This is a genomic window from Brevibacillus sp. BD137 (genome assembly GCF_041644655.1).
Classification (GTDB): Bacteria; Bacillota; Bacilli; order Brevibacillales; family Brevibacillaceae; genus Brevibacillus; species Brevibacillus brevis_D.
Map to the genome: position 1 here is coordinate 1 of NZ_JAOTNO010000003.1, position 17509 is coordinate 17509.

Below are 17509 nucleotides of genomic sequence, written 5' to 3' on the forward strand. Positions count from 1 at the left end.
TTTTACATCTTATCACGTTCATTATTAGCGAGTCAAGAAGTTTTTTATCGAATCTCGTTTTCTTTTCTCGTATTTTGTCGTCGTTCTTGGCGACAAGGAATAATCTATCACATATAAAATTCTAAATCAAGAGTAATTTTAAAAGTTTTTTTATCAAAAAACGAGAAACAGCTAAAATATCGCGATACGAAAGGAAAAAGAGCGAGAAAAACATCCCGCTCTTTCTATCAAATATCTCTACTATATTCATGCTTAGGCTATCTTTTAACGACGCCTCTGAAGCTCCGTCAGTACATCTTCCAGTGGCAGCTTTTGCTCGCGTAACAAAACCATCAAGTGGAAGATCAGATCAGATGCCTCGTACCGCAGTTCCTCACGACTTCGATTTTTTGCTGCAATAATGACCTCGGCAGCCTCTTCCCCGACCTTTTTCAGGATTTTATCTACGCCTTTTTCGAACAAGTAGGTGGTGTAAGAGCCTTCCGGGCGCTCTGCCTCCCGCGCGGCAATTAGTTCCTCCAGCTCACTTAAGATGGCAAACGGATCTACTTGTACTGGCTCTTCATCTGTATCGCTGAGAACCTCCTGCGAGAAACAGCTATACGCTCCCGTATGACATGCAGGCCCATTCGGTTCGACCATCACAACCAGTGCATCTCCGTCGCAATCATACCGCATAGAGACGATCCGCTGTGTATGACCCGAGGTCTCGCCCTTGTGCCACAATTGTTGTCGGGAACGGCTCCAAAACCATGTTTCTTTGGTCGCCAATGACTTTTGTAACGATTCTTCATTCATATAGGCAAGCGTCAAGACCGTCTTGCTTCCGGCATCCTGCACGATGACAGGGATCAAACCCTTTTCGTCAAAACGCAATTTTTCCACGGCAAACGCTTCTGCTCCTGTCATGGTCGTACGACAACTCCTTTGGTTTGCAAATACTCTTTGACTGATTGAATCGAGGTCTCGTCATAGTGAAAAATGGAAGCGGCGAGGGCGGCATCTGCCTTTCCTTGCGTCAGCACATCGTAAAAATGCTCCCTCGAGCCCGCTCCACCAGAAGCAATGACCGGAATCCCGACCGCTGCTGATACCCGCTTGGTCAATTCGAGTCCAAAGCCTTTCTTTTCCCCATCGTCATCCATGCTGGTCAAAAGGATTTCGCCCGCTCCCAGCGCTTCTGCCTCCTGCGCCCAACGGATGACATCCCTACCCGTCGCATTCCGTCCACCGTGGGTATACACTTCCCAGCGATCTTCCCCGACACTTCTCGCATCAATCGCCACGACGATACATTGTGAGCCAAAGACTGTCGCTCCCTCGCGGATCAATTCTGGACGCAAAACAGCCGCTGTATTCAACGAGATTTTGTCCGCACCAGCACGCAAAATCCTTTTCATATCGTCGACGCTGTTAATGCCACCGCCAACCGTGAAAGGAATCGTAATGTTTGCGGCTGTTTTTTCGATGACATCCACCATCGTCTTGCGTCCTTCATGGGACGCAGAAATATCGAGAAAGATGAGCTCGTCTGCTCTTTCCTCGCTATACTTTTTTGCCAGTTCAACCGGGTCTCCTGCATCGCGTAGTCCGACGAACTGCACGCCTTTTACCACCCGTCCGTCTTTTACATCGAGACACGGGATGATTCGTTTAGCCAGCATGTGATTCACGCCCCTCCATACGCTGGAGCGCTTCTTCCAATGTAAAAGCGTCCGTGTAGAGTGCTTTGCCAACAATGGCACCAGAGACTCCGTCCGAAGCATGGGCAGCCAGCGTCAACAAGTCGTCCAGTTGGCTGACACCTCCCGAAGCTATCACCGATTTTCCTGTAGCCATCGCCAAGGCTGCAATTTCTTCTACATTCGGTCCTGTCATCGTGCCATCACGGGCGATATCGGTATAAATAAACGTCTCCGCGCCATACGTAACCAACCGCTTGGCAAGCTCTGTCGCTTGCACATCTGTCGTGGTCAACCAACCTCTGGTAGCCACCAGCCCATTCCGGCAGTCCAGACCAATCGCAATCTTGTCTCCATCGTTTTGAAGAATTCGCTTCGTAAAAGGCTCGTCTTCGATAGCTGCAGTCCCGACAATCACTCGCGAAACACCCGCTTCCAAATAGTCCGCGATCTGCTCTTCTGTTCGAATGCCGCCTCCAACCTGCACGGGTACAGGGATCGAGCGCGCTATCTCCTTGATGAGCGCTGCATTTGCAGGCTTGCCTTCCTTTGCTCCGTCCAAATCTACGAGATGAACCCAGGACGCACCTTGCTCTACCCAGCGTTTCGCCATCGTGAGCGGTGAATCGGCGTACACTGTCTCTTGCCCGTAATCTCCTTGGAAAAGTCGAACACACTTGCCCCCGCGAATATCGATCGCCGGATAAACAATAAAGCTCATGTCAAAACCCCCTCGCATTGAACGGCAAAGTTGCGCAGCAGCAGCATTCCTGTCTCTCCGCTCTTTTCCGGGTGAAACTGCATACCGTATACGTTGTCACGATTTACAATGGCTGTGACCTCCTGGTGATAGTCACTCGTCGTGAGCAAGACATCAGGCTCGCACAAGACATGATACGAGTGGACAAAATAGACGTAATCGTCATCCTGCACACCGTTTAGTAACGGTTGCCTTTGCTTTATTATCAGTTGGTTCCAGCCCATGTGCGGTACCTTGTAATCCCCGCGAAAACGAACGACCTCTCCACCGAGCAGTCCCAAACCCGTATGCTCGCCATGCTCCGCACTTTTCTCGAATAAAAGCTGCATACCGAGACAAATGCCCAAGATCGGACGACCTGTTGCTGCGTATCCTTTGATTGCTTGCTCTAATCCGAGCTCACGTATGTTCGCGATAGCATCTCCGAACGCCCCCACTCCCGGCAAAATCAACCCGCTATATTCTTGCAGACGCTCTGCTTGAGAGACGAACTCATACGAATAGCCCAGCCTTTCCAACGCCTTGCTCAAGCTATACAGATTTCCCATGCCGTAATCGATGATGCCGATCATGTTACAAAACCCCTTTTGTTGACGGGACCCCTTTTACACGCGGATCGATCGTCGTCGCTTCATCCAGTGCACGGCCCAGCGCTTTAAAAATCGCCTCGATCATGTGGTGCGTATTGTGACCGTAGTGCAGGATCACATGCAGATTGATCCGCGCCTCCAGTGCGAGTTTCCATAAAAATTCGTGCACCAGCTCCGTCGGAAACTGACCAACCATATTCGTAGGGTAAATAGCGCGATATTCCAGATGAGGACGGTTGCTGATATCAATGACGACCTGCGCGAGCGCGTCATCCATCGGGACAAACGCATTTCCATAACGCTTGATGCCTTTCTTGTCTCCCAACGCTTCCCGCAGAGCATGCCCAAGACAAATCCCGATATCCTCTACCGTGTGGTGATAGTCGATTTCGATATCTCCCTTTGCCTTGACAGTCAGGTCAAAATGTCCGTGTCGGGTAAACAGGTCTAGCATATGATCCAGAAATGGAACACCCGAATTTTGCTTGCTTTCACCCGCACCGTCTACAGCAAAGGAAAGCGCGATTTGCGTCTCATTCGTATTGCGTTCGATCTGTGCTGCACGTTGTTTCCCTTCACTCATCTCTTTTCACTCTCCTGCTCTTCGGTCTCAAAATCTCGCAAACGCGCAAGGATCGCTCGACCGTGCCCAGACAATCCTTCCTGCTCTGCCAGCGCCACAATTTTATGTCCATTTTCCCGCAAATCTCGCTTGCTGTAGGAAACAACACTCGACTTCTTGATAAAATCATCGACGGATAATGGCGAGGAAAAACGCGCCGTTCCATTCGTAGGAATCACATGATTGGTACCAGCAAAATAATCGCCAACTGGCTCTGAGCTGTATGGGCCGAGGAAAATCGCACCTGCATTTTCCACTTTTCCGAGATGCTCAACCGGCTCCGCTATCATGACTTCCAAATGCTCGGGTGCGATGCGGTTAATGATAGCAAAACCTTCTTCCAAATCGGCGACGAGTAAAATAGCCCCGTAGTCGCGTATCGCCGCTTCTGCAATCGATTTGCGCGGAAGATCGGCAAGCTGTCGCTCTACTTCCTGTGACACCTGCTCCGCCAACGCTTGCGATGTCGTAACCAATATAGCGGCTGACATCGGATCATGCTCGGCTTGAGACAGCAGGTCTGCCGCGACGTAACGCGGGTTGGCTGTCTCATCTGCGATCACCGCAATTTCGCTAGGCCCTGCCACCATGTCGATACTGACCAATCCGAATACTTCTCGCTTTGCCAGTGCTACGAAAATATTACCGGGGCCAACGATTTTATCGACTGACTTGATTTGTTCCGTCCCGTAGGTCAATGCTGCAATCGCCTGAGCCCCGCCTACCTTGTATATCTCAGTCACACCTGCAATTTGAGCTGCAACGAGTATCGCCGGATTGATTTTCCCATCCGCTCCTGGGGGCGTCGTAATAACGACTTCTGGAACACCTGCAATTTTGGCAGGGATGGCATTCATCAATACGCTGGATGGATAAGCTGCCGTTCCGCCTGGAACATACAACCCTACGCGCTGCAATGGACGTATTAGTTGGCCCAGCAATGTGCCGCTTTCTTTGGTAGTAAACCAGGACTGGCGCACTTGTCGCTCATGGAACGTCCGAATGTTTTCGGCTGCTTCTTCCAATGCCGCTTTGACTTGTGAAGAAACGAGCTCACTTGCTTCTGCAAATTCTCCTTCGCTCACACGGAAGTTTTGTAGAAGCACACGATCAAATCGCTCTGTGTAATAGCGCAACGCCTCGTCGCCTTGCTGGCGAACAGAGGTGAGGATCGCCTTCACTGCTTCTTGCTGTTCTCTCGTCCCAGCGTCTACCGATCGTTTCCCGTCATACTGGCTGGCTGACATGATACGCATAGCTGTCTCCCCTTCTTCTTTAGTTCCCACAAGGAATGACCTCTAAAAATTTTGCGGCGATCTCATCCACCGCTTCACTTTTCATCCGATAGCTGGCTCGATTGGCAATGAGCCTCGTCGTAATTTCACAAATGCTCTCCAGCTCGACCAAGCCATTCTCCCGCAATGTCCTCCCTGTCGAAACAATATCCACTATACGATCAGCCAGCCCAATCATTGGTGCAAGCTCCACTGAACCATTCAGCTTGATGACCTCAACCTGCTGTCCCTGCTCACGAAAATAACGTGACGCAATCTTCGGATATTTCGTCGCAACGCGCAGGGCTTCCGTCGGTTTCCAGTCTGGCAGACCCGCTACCATCATGCGACAATAGCCAATATGCAAATCCAACAGCTCGTAAACATCTCGTTCTTCTTCCAATAAAACATCCTTGCCGACCACGCCAACGTCAGCCACCCCATACTCGACATAAGTAGGAACATCGGTAGGCTTCGCCATAATGAATTCGAGCTTGGCATTTTCCACAGGGATGATCAGTTTGCGCGAATCTTGTAGATCCGCAGTGACCTGCAATCCAGCCTGTTGGAGAAAGTGGACGGCCTCTTCAAAAATCCGCCCTTTTGGCATGGCGATCGTCAGTTTTTGGTCGTTTTTCGTGAGTGCCATCTCCTACTCCTCCTGTTGTGTCATGCAAATGACCTTGGTAAATCCCGCTTCTTGTCCAACCTGTTTCTCATCTATCTTGGAGACGAGACGTGTCACTACTACGAGCCCGTCTTCACGTAATAGCTGTGCCTCTGCCAAAGCGGCGCTGCGGCAATCCTCCGTGTAAACAAGCAAAACGCGCGCAGGTGCTTGCCTTTTTACCGAAGGAGTGACCTGAAGCAGCCGATCCATTTTGATCGCAAAGCCTGTAGCGGATGCAGCTCGCCCAAATTGGGAGAGCAATTGATCGTAGCGTCCTCCGCCCAATAGCGGGGAGCCCAAGTCAGCAGCGTATCCTTCAAAAACGACGCCTGTATAGTAGTTCAAATTAATGATCAGATTGAAATCGATCAACAAATCTTCTGTCACCCCGTAGGCTTCTAACGACTCCCACAAGGAAGCAATCGTCTCGACTGCCCTCCCTGCCTTTCCGTTGCCTGCCAGTTTGCGGGCGACCTCGATTTTTCCTTTTCCCCCTTGCAACCGTAGCAAGGCTTCCAATCGGCTTTTTGCCTCTGTCGAAATGTCTACTGTCGCGAGTAGCTGCCGGAAGCCAACGAAGTCCCGCTCGTACAAAAACTGGCGGAATTGATTGCGAATAGGCTCATCCTCAATCTCTTCCTCCAAAAGACCGTCTACAAAATCGACATGCCCAATGGCAATCCGAAACGTTTCCACACCAGCTGCCCGCAAGCAAACCACCGCAAGCGCAATGGCTTCCGCATCCGCATCGACAGACGCATCTCCGATCAGCTCGATCCCGGTTTGAGAAAACTCCGCATTCCGTCCCGCTTCCTTTTCTTGTGCCCGAAACACATTTGCCTGATAATACAACCGAATCGGCATTGGAACATCTTTATAAAGGGAGGAAACAACCCGTGCAATCGGCGTCGTCATGTCCGGCCGCAGGACTACGGTGTGACCTTGTTTATCCAGGAGGCGAAACATCCGATCTGTCAGCGTCGCACTTGCGGCTCCTACCGTATCGAAATATTCCAGAGAGGGTGTGGATATTTCGTCATAGCCCCATCTCTCGATACACTGCCGCAGTTCCCGCTCCAAGTGCCGTTGCTTCGCCAGCGATTCCGGCAGTATGTCCCGCATCCCGAGCGGCTTTTCAAATCCCAACGGCTTTGCCATCTTTGTTCCCTCCATCACATTCGCTTTACTCTGCTAATATGGTAACAAACTAAAGTGTTATGAAGAAGATTACCACGTCGAGAATCATAGGTCAACCAAGATAAGAATAGTCGGAAAATTTAACACAAAACAAAAAACCGCCAGGATAAGCACCTGACGGCTGATCATAATGGAAGTGACACTACAAGACTTCTTCCTCTGAAGCTTTCATTCGAATGAGCTGCATGGGATTCCCACCTACAAAGGCACCAGGCGGGACATCTTTATGAACAACCGTTCCCGCTGCGACAATGGCCCCTTTTCCAATCGTTACCCCAGGCAAAATGGTAGTGTTGGCCCCCACCAGGACAGCATCCTCAATAATCACTTCTCCCAAACGGTATTCATCTATTAAATATTCATGGGCAAGTATGGTCGTATTGTAACCGATCACGCAATTACGACCGATCTTGATTTTCTCGGGAAACATGATATCCATCATCACCATCAACGCAACCGCACTATGCTTCCCTACTTCCATACGCAAAAATGTGCGAAACATCCAGTTCTTCCATGAAACAATCGGCGTATATCTGGAAAGTTGGATGACGATAAAATTTTTCATGACTTTCCAGAAGCTTACCGTTCGATACATGTGCCAAAGCGGGTTTACCCCATTTACGGGATAACGTGTTGTCTTCCTCATATGCGTCTCTTTCTCCTACAAGTCAGAATCGGCATCCTCTAAAATGGCATTCGACTGTTTCCGTGTGAAGTGCATCGCTGCGTTGTAACCCATCCGTTTCAAACGGAAGTTCATCGCTGCAACCTCAATGATGACTGCCAAGTTTCGTCCTGGTCGAACAGGAACGGTAATAATCGGAATTTCCGTATCCATGATCTTCAATGTTTCCTCATCGAGCCCCAACCGCTCGTACATTTTATGTGGCTCCCACAGCTCTAGCTGGACAACCATCTCGATGTTTTTCACATTGCGCACAGCACCTGCACCAAACATCGTCATAATGTTGATAATCCCTACACCACGGATTTCCAAGAGATGCTGAATCAGCTCAGGAGCGCTACCGCTTAGCTGCCCCCCCTGTGTCTGCTTAATCTCCACTGCGTCATCAGCTACGAGTCGATGTCCGCGCTTTACAAGCTCAAGTGCAGCTTCACTCTTCCCGATTCCGCTCGATCCCATAATCAAAACTCCGACGCCGTAAATGTCTGTCAGTACCCCATGAATCGTCGTCGTTGGTGCAAGACGATTCTCCAGAAAGTTGGTTACTTTCCCGACCAACGTCGTCGTTGCCAGAGGGGACTGAAGTACAGGTACCCCCAACCGATTGGAAACGTCAATCATCTCTTCGGGCACCATCTGATTACGGGTCACACAGAAACAAGGAACCTGACTCTGCATGAGAAAATTCATCCGTTCCAGCCGTTCCTCTGGAGTCAGCGTTTGAAAAAAGTTGATTTCCGTCAAACCGAACAATTGAATTCGCTCTTCCGCAAAGTACGAATAGTAACCGGCTAACTGCAGTCCCGGACGACTCAAATCCGTTACGGTAATCTCACGACCCAAGCCCTCTTCCCCGCTCAAGATCGTCATATTGAAATGATCCACTAAATGGCTCACATTCGTCTTACGCATGAAGCTTCCCCCTCACATGGGATTTTCCGTCCCTATGGTTGTGTCTCTATTGTATCGAAACCTTTGGGCTTACGACAACCTAATAAGGCCAAGCATCCTGATTAGCCAAAAACCCCGCTACTCGTTTGAGAGAATACGGGGCTTTTTCGAACATACTACCTCTTTTCTTTTCTCGTCCCTACCACAACTTCAATGAGGTAGCCAAAAATACTCATCAGTGCTGCTGCCACGATGACCGTGCCAATGTTATCAGGCCATGGTCCCACTTCAAATCCATCAATAAAGTAGGCAGTCAATGCAAACGTCACGGCATTAATGACAAACCAGAACAAACCGATCGTCAATACTTGCAAGGGAAAAGTAAAAAACAGCAGAATCGGCCGAATCACTGTGTTGACCATCCCCAGAATCAATATAGCCCATAGTGCTACTGTGAAATTCGCGACATAAATGGAATGGAACCAATTGCTGATCAAAAGCAGCGCGGCCCCATTTAAAAGCATTTTGATTATCCAGCGGCTCATGGTGTATTCCCCCTATACAGTCTGGCCTTCGCGCAACAATTAGCGAATCCCTTTTACTTCCCATTCCCATTGTTCAAAAAACGTTGTCATGAATCGATGTCTGTCTTCGGCGATTTTCTGGGCAGTCTTGGTGAAAAGCATGTCTTTGATGCGCTGCAGCTTCCACGTGTATTCCTTATAAGGCGTATGCTGATTGGGGTCATACGATTGTATGGGTTGCCCAATAACCCCAGTATAAGCAAAAACCCGCGCTACTCCAATAGCCCCAATCGAATCCAGCTTATCGGCATCAAACAAGACCTTTTCTTCCAGGGTATGTGGAGGTCGTTCTTTGCGAAAACGATGGGCGAGAATCGCAGACTGCACACGTGAGATGAAGGCCTCCGTCATACTGCGTTCGGCGAGCCATTCCCCTGCTAGTCTTGCGCTGATTTCGGCATGGCACTCTCCTGTTTGCCGTTCTTCTGCTCTCCCAATGTCATGCAGCAAAGCAGCGAGGCGCAGCACTTCCATATCTGCCCCTTCCTCTCGGCCAATCCGCTCACACATTGCCATCACCCGCAAATTATGCTGCCAATCGTGTGCAGGATCTTGTCCATCAAAACGCTTCTGTGCTTCTGCCACCAGCTCGGCAGGTAGTGCGGCAATAGAATCCTTCACGTAATCCATCTTTTCTCCCCCTTTGCGCTCACGTAGAAAAGATGCCCCCCTGAATCAGGGAGGCAGTCTCTCGATTACTTTGAAACGAATTGCTCTAGCTTGGCATTCGTCCGTTCTTTATCACGTTCCAAAATTGGCTTCAAATAGATACCCGTGTAGGAGCCGTCCATTTTTGCCACTTCCTCTGGTGTACCCGTTCCGACAATTTCTCCGCCACGGGTACCACCCTCTGGTCCCAAATCCACGATGTAATCCACCGTTTTGATGACATCCAGATTGTGCTCGATGACCAGCACCGTGTCTCCGTTTTCCACCAATCGCTGCAGTACTTTTAGCAAACGATCGATATCGTCTGTATGCAGACCGGTTGTCGGCTCATCCAAAATGTACAGAGTACGTCCTGTGCTGCGTCGATACAGCTCAGAGGCTAGCTTGACGCGTTGTGCTTCCCCGCCAGAGAGGGTGGTAGCAGGCTGCCCCAGCTTCATATATCCCAATCCTACGTCTACGATGGTCTGCAGCTTGCGCTCAATCTTCGGCAGATTGCGGAAAAACTCTACACCATCCTCGATCGTCATTTCCAAAACATCAGCAATGCTCTTGCCTTTGTACTTCACATCGAGCGTCTCGCGGTTGTAGCGCTTGCCATGGCAAACTTCGCAAGGCACGTACACATCCGGTAAAAAGTGCATCTCAATTTTAATGATCCCGTCACCACTGCACGCTTCACAACGGCCACCCTTGACGTTAAAGCTAAAGCGACCTTTTTTATAGCCGCGCACTTTGGCTTCGTTGGTGGAAGCAAACAGGTCGCGAATATCATCAAAGACACCTGTATATGTCGCAGGATTGGAACGTGGTGTACGTCCAATTGGAGATTGGTCGATGTTGATCACCTTGTCCAAATGCTCCAGTCCCAGGATACGACGATGCTCACCTGGCTTCACCTTTGCCTTATTCAAATCGCGAGCCAGTGTCTTTTGCAAAATTTCATTGATCAGTGTACTTTTTCCTGAGCCAGATACACCTGTTACGGCAACAAAAACGCCTAAAGGAAGCTTCGCAGTGACGTTTTTCAGGTTGTTTTCCTTCGCGCCCTCAATCTTGATCCATTTGTCTGAAGGCTTGCGACGCTCCATCGGAACAGGGATGAATTTGCGCCCACTCAAATAGGCACCCGTCAAGGAGTTAGGGTCCTCCATGACTTCATTCGGAGTTCCTGCCGCTACGATTTGACCGCCATGTATGCCAGCGCCCGGGCCAATATCGATAATGTAATCGCAGGCCATCATCGTATCTTCGTCATGCTCTACGACGATCAATGTATTCCCCAGCTTGGTCATATGCTCCAACGTCTTGATCAGACGCGCGTTATCCCGCTGATGCAGTCCGATACTCGGCTCATCCAAAATGTAGAGAACACCCATCAGACTAGAACCGATCTGCGTAGCCAGTCGAATCCGCTGCGCTTCTCCCCCGGATAGTGTTCCCGCCGCACGGCTCAGCGTCAAGTAATCCAGTCCGACATCAATCAAGAAGTTTAGTCGTGCCTTGATTTCTTTTACGATCAGGTTCGCGATCTTTGTTTCCCGCTCTGTCAGTTCCAGACCATCAACAAACCGATGCGCATCGAGAATCGACAGCGTAGTCAGCTCGGATATGCTACGCTCCCCGACCTTAACCGCCAAGCTCTCCTGTCGCAAACGTTGGCCTTTACAGACCGGACACGCCTTTTGGCTCATAAATCCTTCGATTTGCTCGCGGATGTAATCCGAGCTGGTCTCCAGATGACGTCGTTGCAGGTTAATGACGACACCTTCAAAAGGTACGACTGCCTCGCGTACTTGTCCAAACTCGTTCTCATAGCGGAAGTGAATTTTTTCGCCTTCACTACCGTACATCAAGATTTGTCGGTGCGCTGCCGTAAGCTCCTCATATGGCACATCCATTCGAATGTTAAAGTGGCGGCAAGCTGATTCCAACAATTGTTGATAGTACGTCGAAGTCTTCGGCTCCCATGCGCCAATCGCCCCGTCATCGAGCGTCTTCGTCGCATCCGGAACGACCATATCCGGGTCGACCTCCAGTTTGACACCTAATCCGTCGCACTCTGAGCAAGCACCAAATGGGCTATTAAAGGAGAAAATCCGCGGCTCCAGGTCTCCAATGGAGAATCCGCATACCGGACAAGCATGCTTTTCACTGAACAGCAGCTCTTCTTGCTCCATCACATCAACGATGACCTTGCCGTCTGCTAAACGAAGTGCCGTTTCCAAGGAATCTGCGAGACGCGCCTGTACATCCGGCTTCACGACGATCCGGTCAACGACAACCTCAATGTTATGCTTCTTGTTCTTTTCCAGCTTGATGTCTTCGGACAAATCGGTAATTTCACCATTGACCCGCACACGGACGAAGCCTTGCTTGCGGATGTCCTCCAGTAGCTTGACATGCTCTCCCTTGCGTCCTTGCACCATAGGAGCTAGAATCTGCATTTTCGTGCGCTCAGGATACTCCAATAGTCGATCGACCATTTGTTCAATAGTTTGGGATTGGATCTCGATGCCATGCTCCGGGCAAACCGCTCTACCGACACGCGCATACAAAAGGCGCAAATAGTCGTAGATTTCCGTAACCGTTCCTACTGTAGAGCGAGGGTTGCGGCTCGTCGTTTTCTGGTCAATCGAGATTGCAGGGGAAAGTCCCTCAATCGAATCCACATCCGGCTTGTCCATTTGCCCGAGAAATTGACGGGCGTATGCAGACAGAGACTCGACATAGCGTCGTTGTCCCTCTGCGTAAATTGTGTCAAAAGCAAGCGATGATTTACCCGAGCCGGACAAACCCGTCAAAACGACGAATTTGTCCCTCGGAATGACTACATCAACATTTTTCAAATTGTGGGCACGTGCACCCTTTACGACAATATGTTCTAATGGCATGAAAAAAACCTCTCCTTAGAGTTCCGCCTTCAGCTCAAGAATCAAATCACGCAATTCGGCCGCACGCTCGAACATGAGGTTGCGTGCCGCTTCTTTCATTTCTTCTTCCATACGTTCTATGACAGCCACGCGATCCTTCTTCGGCATTTTTTTGAAGTCCGCATGTGGCAAGTAATCCGCTTTTTCCTCCGCTACCTTAGTAGCCTCGATTACTTCGCGGACGGACTTTTTCACGGTTTGCGGCGTGATGCCGTGCTCCTCATTGTAAGCCATCTGAATGGAACGACGACGTTCTGTCTCTCGAATCGCAGAGGCCATCGAATCTGTCATTTTGTCCGCGTACATGATAACGCGTCCCTCAGCGTTCCGCGCAGCCCGACCGATTGTCTGAATCAACGAGCGCTCATTGCGAAGGAAGCCTTCCTTGTCTGCATCCAAAATCGCCACGAGTGATACTTCCGGCAAGTCCAGACCTTCCCGCAAGAGGTTGATTCCGACCAGCACATCAAACTCACCTAAACGCAATGAGCGTAAAATCTGCATCCGCTCAATCGTTTTAATATCCGAGTGAAGATAGCGGACCTTGATTCCGATTTCTTTCAGATAGTCCGTCAAATCCTCAGACATTTTCTTCGTCAGAGTCGTGACGAGAACTCGCTCATTTTTCGCAATCGTGGCTTGAATTTCGCCAATCAAATCGTCAATCTGTCCTTTGATCGGACGTACCGTAACCGTTGGATCAATCAAGCCTGTCGGACGAATCACCTGTTGCACCATTTCCGGGCAGTGTTCCAGCTCATAAAGACCAGGTGTAGCCGAAATGTATATCGCTTGTTTTAGCTTTGCTTCAAACTCCTCGAACTTGAGTGGGCGGTTATCGCGTGCAGAGGGCAGACGGAATCCGTGTTCGACCAGTACATCCTTCCGTGCGCGGTCACCGTTATACATCCCTCGCACCTGTGGCAAGGTCATATGCGACTCATCCATCATGACGATAAAATCTTCTGGGAAGTAATCCAGCAAGGTATACGGAGCATGCCCGGCAGGCAGTCCCGTCAGATGGCGCGAGTAGTTTTCGATCCCGGAGCAAAAGCCCATCTCCATCATCATCTCAATATCGTACCGTGTGCGTTGCTCTAGTCGCTGTGCTTCCAGGAGCTTGCCCGCATCACGGAATTCTTTCAGTCTTTCTTCCAGCTCGGCCTCAATGCTTTGGACAGCTAGCTTCATTTTCTCCTCGCGCGTCACATAGTGAGATTTAGGGAAGATGGCAATGTGATCACGCTGTCCCAAAATTTCGCCGGTCAGCACGTCAATCGAAGTAATCCGCTCAATTTCATCTCCAAAAAACTCAACGCGAATCGCCTGCTCACTCTCTGAGGCAGGGAAAATCTCCACGACGTCACCCCGCACACGGAACGTACCGCGCGTGAAGTTGATGTCGTTGCGTGTGTACTGGATATCGACCAAACGATGCAATATCTCGTCCCGTCCTGTTTCCATACCAACACGCAAAGACAAGAGCAGCTCCCGATACTCCTCGGGCGAACCCAACCCGTAAATGCAGGAGACGGAGGCAACGATGATCACATCTCGGCGTTCAAACAGCGCACTGGTAGCCGAGTGACGGAGCTTGTCGATCTCGTCGTTAATGCTCGAGTCTTTTTCAATAAACGTATCCGATTGGGGAATGTATGCTTCGGGTTGATAGTAATCGTAGTAGCTGACGAAGTATTCCACCGCGTTGTTCGGGAAAAACTCCTTAAACTCTGCACAAAGCTGCGCGGCCAGAGTTTTGTTGTGTGCCATCACGAGTGTTGGCCTGTTCACCTGAGCAATTACCTGGGCAGCCGTATAAGTCTTTCCCGTTCCCGTCGCACCCAGCAATGTCTGGTGTCGCTTGCCAGCCTGTAACCCTGCCACCAGCTCGGCAATGGCGGTTGGCTGGTCACCGGACGGTTGAAACTCCGATACCAATTCAAAACGCTCCATTCCCTCGTTCATCTCCTCATAGCATGACTGTTTCTACTTCCATTATAACACAATTTCGGCTAGTTTAAGCCCAAAATTCGAACAAACGTTTGTCTTCATCTTTCCACCGATTTTTCCGATATAAGATGAAGGAAGTACAATCATACGCAGATAGACTCGCCACCTTCAGGGAGGATTGACATGTCAGATAACGGAACAACCGTCAAAAATAACCCTTATATACAACCGCATATGAGCTATAAAGGCAAAAAGGAATTCAGCACGGAGCTCGACCAAAATGCCTTTATGAAGCTCATGCTGGAGCAGTTAAAGCATCAGGATCCTATGTCCCCCATGGACAACTCTCAATTCATCCAGCAAACAAGTATGCTGACCATGGTAGAAAAAATCACAAAAATGACCACGCTGATGGAGCAATCGAACAACAGCATGGTCACTTTGGAGAAATATGAAAAGCTGGTAGGTCGTACTGCTTCGTATTCCCTTACTACAAAAGACGAGATGACGGGAGAAACTAAGACGGAGAAGAAAGAGGGCGTACTTGATGCCGTCTACATGGATCAAGGCAAAATCTACTTCCGTATCGCAGGCGAATCGACACCGATTCCGCTGGCAGACGTCTCCGGATTGGAATCGCAAGGTCTGGCCGGCAATACGCTCGACAACAGCGTGAAGTACATGGAAATGATCGGTCGTGAGATTTCCTATAAAGTAACAAAGGAAGTCGACCGGGATGGCAATCCAGATACCAAAAACGACGTTTCCAAGGTTGATGAAATCTTGAATGGCGTCATCACTGGCTTTACCACCAAAAACGGTACCGCACAATTCCAACTGGATAATGGATCAACCGTAAAAGCCGAAGAAATCGTAGGCATGACGGTGAAACCTGAAAACAGAACAATGGGCAACTCCCTTGCCTATGCGCAAATGATCGGCTACAACATCACGTACAACCTGTCTCAGACAAACCCGGACGGCACCACTACCAATACTCCTCTTTCCGGAGTGGTCAAAGCTGTCAGCATGAAAAACGGAGTCGTCGAATTCATCCTTAAGGATGATAAGAAAGTCGCTCTCAATCAAATCACAGGATTCGAAGCAACTGCCTAGAATCCTATCCAAAAAGCCGCACATCTTCGAAATCGGAGAAGGCGGCTTTTTCTTTTACAAGTTCCTATTCGTTTACGATCACTTTTCCGGTTATCGCATCCACATAAAATGTATCATCTACTTTAGATTCTCCCCCGCAGAAGCAATGCGAGCGAGTTTGACGAAACGAAAGGTCATAGCCGAGCTTCCAGGTAATCGTGTTTTTCTTATAATCTGGCTGGTGGATATAGGTCAGCTCAAGTGGATAGGTTTGCAGTAATCGGGTCATGGCTACTTGTTCTTTAAGGGCTTGAGAACGGGCCGGGTATTTGACACTGGCCGGTTTGTTTATGCTCACCTGATCCCATGTACCCGTCCATGAATCGATCCGAATCGTATACATCCCGTTCTCCACACTCTGATTGACCCCATAAACTGGAATGCCGTTTACAAGGGGATCAGCTATGATCGAGGTGTACCTTTCATCTCCATCCTCCGTTATTTGGATCTGATTGTTTCCAGACGGAGTCAGTCTTTTCAAAAGCTTATCCGCTTCCATCCGATCCCGCTTCTTATCCGTTTTCACATTAGACCATTGCGGATTATTTACCTTTGTGGAAAATGCAAGCAGTTCACCAGTCTTTGCATCCGTCACGAGGAGATGATGCTGCTCACCGTTAGTGCTTCCCTCAGGAAAGGTAGCCATTCGAGATATCTTGTCAGCATTGGAAACCCCCTCACCAAAATTCCCCCATATGAAATAGCGAAGGGCTGGGCCATCATCGTAACTCGCTTCGTAGACGGACAGCGGCAGCTTTTCTGTTTCGAGTCTAAACAATATGCGTAACAAATCACGCGCTTGTGTCTCTGTTTGCGCTACCCACTTCTCACCTGTTCCAGTCACATTGATGGTCTGAGCCGGGTTGGTTGTCGATCGGGAATTCGCTGTTACCAATCGTTTGCCACTGAAGGCATCCAATGCACTACCTGTATGTTGTTGCGTTATGATTCCATTTTTCAGGACATAAGCGAGCTTTGCTTCTACCTGTTCGCTATGATTATGAATGGGCAATAAATATACAAGCTCTAATGGCCGGCTTTCTTGCCACTTTCGTACAGCTTGTTCGGAGGAGATGACACGCTGCGGAGATGGGAGGGAAGAGGGACTTACTTTTTCGTATAGCCTGCCATCAAACGTGGAAAACCAAACGATTCTTCCCGATGCATCAAAACTGACGAGACAATCATAATCGTCATCGAGCAACACATTATTCAGGACTCGCACCAGTCGAACCGTCAATAAATCCTTATTTTTATAAACCTCTCTCGCTTGATAGTTGTTTCCTGTGCCAGTCCCCTGCAATCCAGCGACAAAAGCCAGCGCACGTGCTTTGGCTTGCTGCTCAGTCGGGTAGGCAGGCTTTGTTGCTGCTTTCGGGGTAAAATTCAGTCTGAGCAACTCACCTGTCTGTCCGTCAAAAATCGCATCATCCATGGCCGACTCAGCCCCAGCAGCAGACTGTGCAAACGTGACCACTACCCCGCTAACACCAGGTCCATCTACATCGCCACCGTAAACGACAAAGCGCGAAGACAGCTCCGGCAAAAGCTTGACTAGCTTTTGGACACCTTTCGTCACATGCATCGGTACAGCTACAACCGATTGGGCCTGTGCTACGGTCACAGTTGTCGTTGCGCCTGCTCCTGATAAGGGGGCGGCAAAAACTGTGGCGGCAGCTAATGTACCCGACAAAAACCACGAGACCGTTCTTTTCCCTTTGAACACCGGACCCACTCCCTCTTTTTTCCTCCTACATTGAGACGCAACTGCCACCAGTAAGTTACCGAATGGACAAGCTTTTCTCGAAAAAAAGAAGGTATGCACGTTTGTCTGCATACCTTCTCCC

General features: G+C 49.6%; 16 protein-coding genes. 1 reads left to right on the plus strand and 15 read right to left on the minus strand.

From position 1 onward, the window contains the following. Positions 1-264: 264 nt before the first annotated feature. The 14 genes from hisIE to uvrB form a co-directional block, all read right to left on the minus strand. Positions 265-909, minus strand: coding sequence for a bifunctional phosphoribosyl-AMP cyclohydrolase/phosphoribosyl-ATP diphosphatase HisIE (gene hisIE / locus ODZ53_RS06710; RefSeq protein WP_372676416.1), 645 nt, complete (start codon positions 907-909; stop codon positions 265-267). Beyond that, complete coding sequence (gene hisF / locus ODZ53_RS06715; protein ID WP_199926448.1) at positions 906-1664, minus strand: imidazole glycerol phosphate synthase subunit HisF; 759 nt, start codon at positions 1662-1664, stop codon at positions 906-908. Before hisF ends, hisIE begins: the two co-directional genes overlap by 4 nt. Beyond that, positions 1654-2403, minus strand: a complete 750-nt coding sequence (gene hisA / locus ODZ53_RS06720; RefSeq protein ID WP_372676417.1) for a 1-(5-phosphoribosyl)-5-[(5-phosphoribosylamino)methylideneamino]imidazole-4-carboxamide isomerase — start codon at positions 2401-2403, stop codon at positions 1654-1656. The genes hisF and hisA overlap by 11 nt, the downstream gene beginning before the upstream one ends. Next, the gene (gene hisH / locus ODZ53_RS06725; RefSeq protein WP_372676418.1) at positions 2400-3014 is read right to left on the minus strand and encodes an imidazole glycerol phosphate synthase subunit HisH; all 615 of its coding nucleotides are present in this window, start codon (positions 3012-3014) and stop codon (positions 2400-2402) included. Before hisH ends, hisA begins: the two co-directional genes overlap by 4 nt. A gap of 1 nt (position 3015) precedes the next feature. Further along, a complete protein-coding gene (hisB, locus tag ODZ53_RS06730; protein WP_372676419.1) occupies positions 3016-3615 on the minus strand; it encodes an imidazoleglycerol-phosphate dehydratase HisB in 600 nt (199 codons plus the stop codon). Continuing rightward, positions 3612-4910: a histidinol dehydrogenase gene (gene hisD, locus ODZ53_RS06735; RefSeq protein ID WP_372676420.1), complete on the minus strand. Its 1299-nt coding sequence runs from the start codon at positions 4908-4910 to the stop codon at positions 3612-3614. The genes hisB and hisD overlap by 4 nt, the downstream gene beginning before the upstream one ends. Before the next feature lie 19 nt (positions 4911-4929). Beyond that, on the minus strand, positions 4930-5577 hold the full coding sequence (gene hisG / locus ODZ53_RS06740; RefSeq protein WP_372676421.1) for an ATP phosphoribosyltransferase: 648 nt from the start codon (positions 5575-5577) through the stop codon (positions 4930-4932). 3 nt (positions 5578-5580) lie between these two features. Continuing rightward, positions 5581-6756 (minus strand): ATP phosphoribosyltransferase regulatory subunit, encoded by a 1176-nt coding sequence (locus ODZ53_RS06745; RefSeq protein WP_372676422.1) that lies wholly within the window; start codon positions 6754-6756, stop codon positions 5581-5583. A 181-nt stretch (positions 6757-6937) separates the two neighbouring features. Next, entirely contained in the window at positions 6938-7441 is a 504-nt protein-coding gene (locus tag ODZ53_RS06750) for an acyltransferase (protein ID WP_372676423.1), read from the minus strand. Between the two features lie 15 nt (positions 7442-7456). Next, positions 7457-8392 carry an HPr(Ser) kinase/phosphatase gene (gene hprK / locus ODZ53_RS06755; RefSeq protein ID WP_015893500.1) on the minus strand — a complete coding sequence of 312 codons (936 nt, stop codon included), beginning with the start codon at positions 8390-8392 and terminating at the stop codon, positions 7457-7459. A 155-nt stretch (positions 8393-8547) separates the two neighbouring features. Beyond that, complete coding sequence (locus tag ODZ53_RS06760; protein WP_064200491.1) at positions 8548-8916, minus strand: phage holin family protein; 369 nt, start codon at positions 8914-8916, stop codon at positions 8548-8550. A gap of 39 nt (positions 8917-8955) precedes the next feature. Further along, complete coding sequence (locus ODZ53_RS06765; protein WP_372676424.1) at positions 8956-9585, minus strand: HD domain-containing protein; 630 nt, start codon at positions 9583-9585, stop codon at positions 8956-8958. A 65-nt stretch (positions 9586-9650) separates the two neighbouring features. Then, the gene (gene uvrA, locus ODZ53_RS06770; RefSeq protein WP_372676425.1) at positions 9651-12518 is read right to left on the minus strand and encodes an excinuclease ABC subunit UvrA; all 2868 of its coding nucleotides are present in this window, start codon (positions 12516-12518) and stop codon (positions 9651-9653) included. Positions 12519-12533: 15 nt separating this feature from the next. Then, the gene (gene uvrB, locus ODZ53_RS06775) at positions 12534-14510 is read right to left on the minus strand and encodes an excinuclease ABC subunit UvrB (RefSeq protein WP_372676426.1); all 1977 of its coding nucleotides are present in this window, start codon (positions 14508-14510) and stop codon (positions 12534-12536) included. Positions 14511-14690: 180 nt separating this feature from the next. On the opposite strand from uvrB, the gene ODZ53_RS06780 reads away from it, so the two are divergent. Continuing rightward, on the plus strand, positions 14691-15623 hold the full coding sequence (locus tag ODZ53_RS06780) for a flagellar hook assembly protein FlgD (protein WP_372676427.1): 933 nt from the start codon (positions 14691-14693) through the stop codon (positions 15621-15623). A 64-nt stretch (positions 15624-15687) separates the two neighbouring features. Here ODZ53_RS06780 and ODZ53_RS06785 read toward each other — a convergent pair whose 3' ends face one another. Next, positions 15688-17397: a hypothetical protein gene (locus ODZ53_RS06785; RefSeq protein WP_372676428.1), complete on the minus strand. Its 1710-nt coding sequence runs from the start codon at positions 17395-17397 to the stop codon at positions 15688-15690. Positions 17398-17509: the final 112 nt, after the last annotated feature.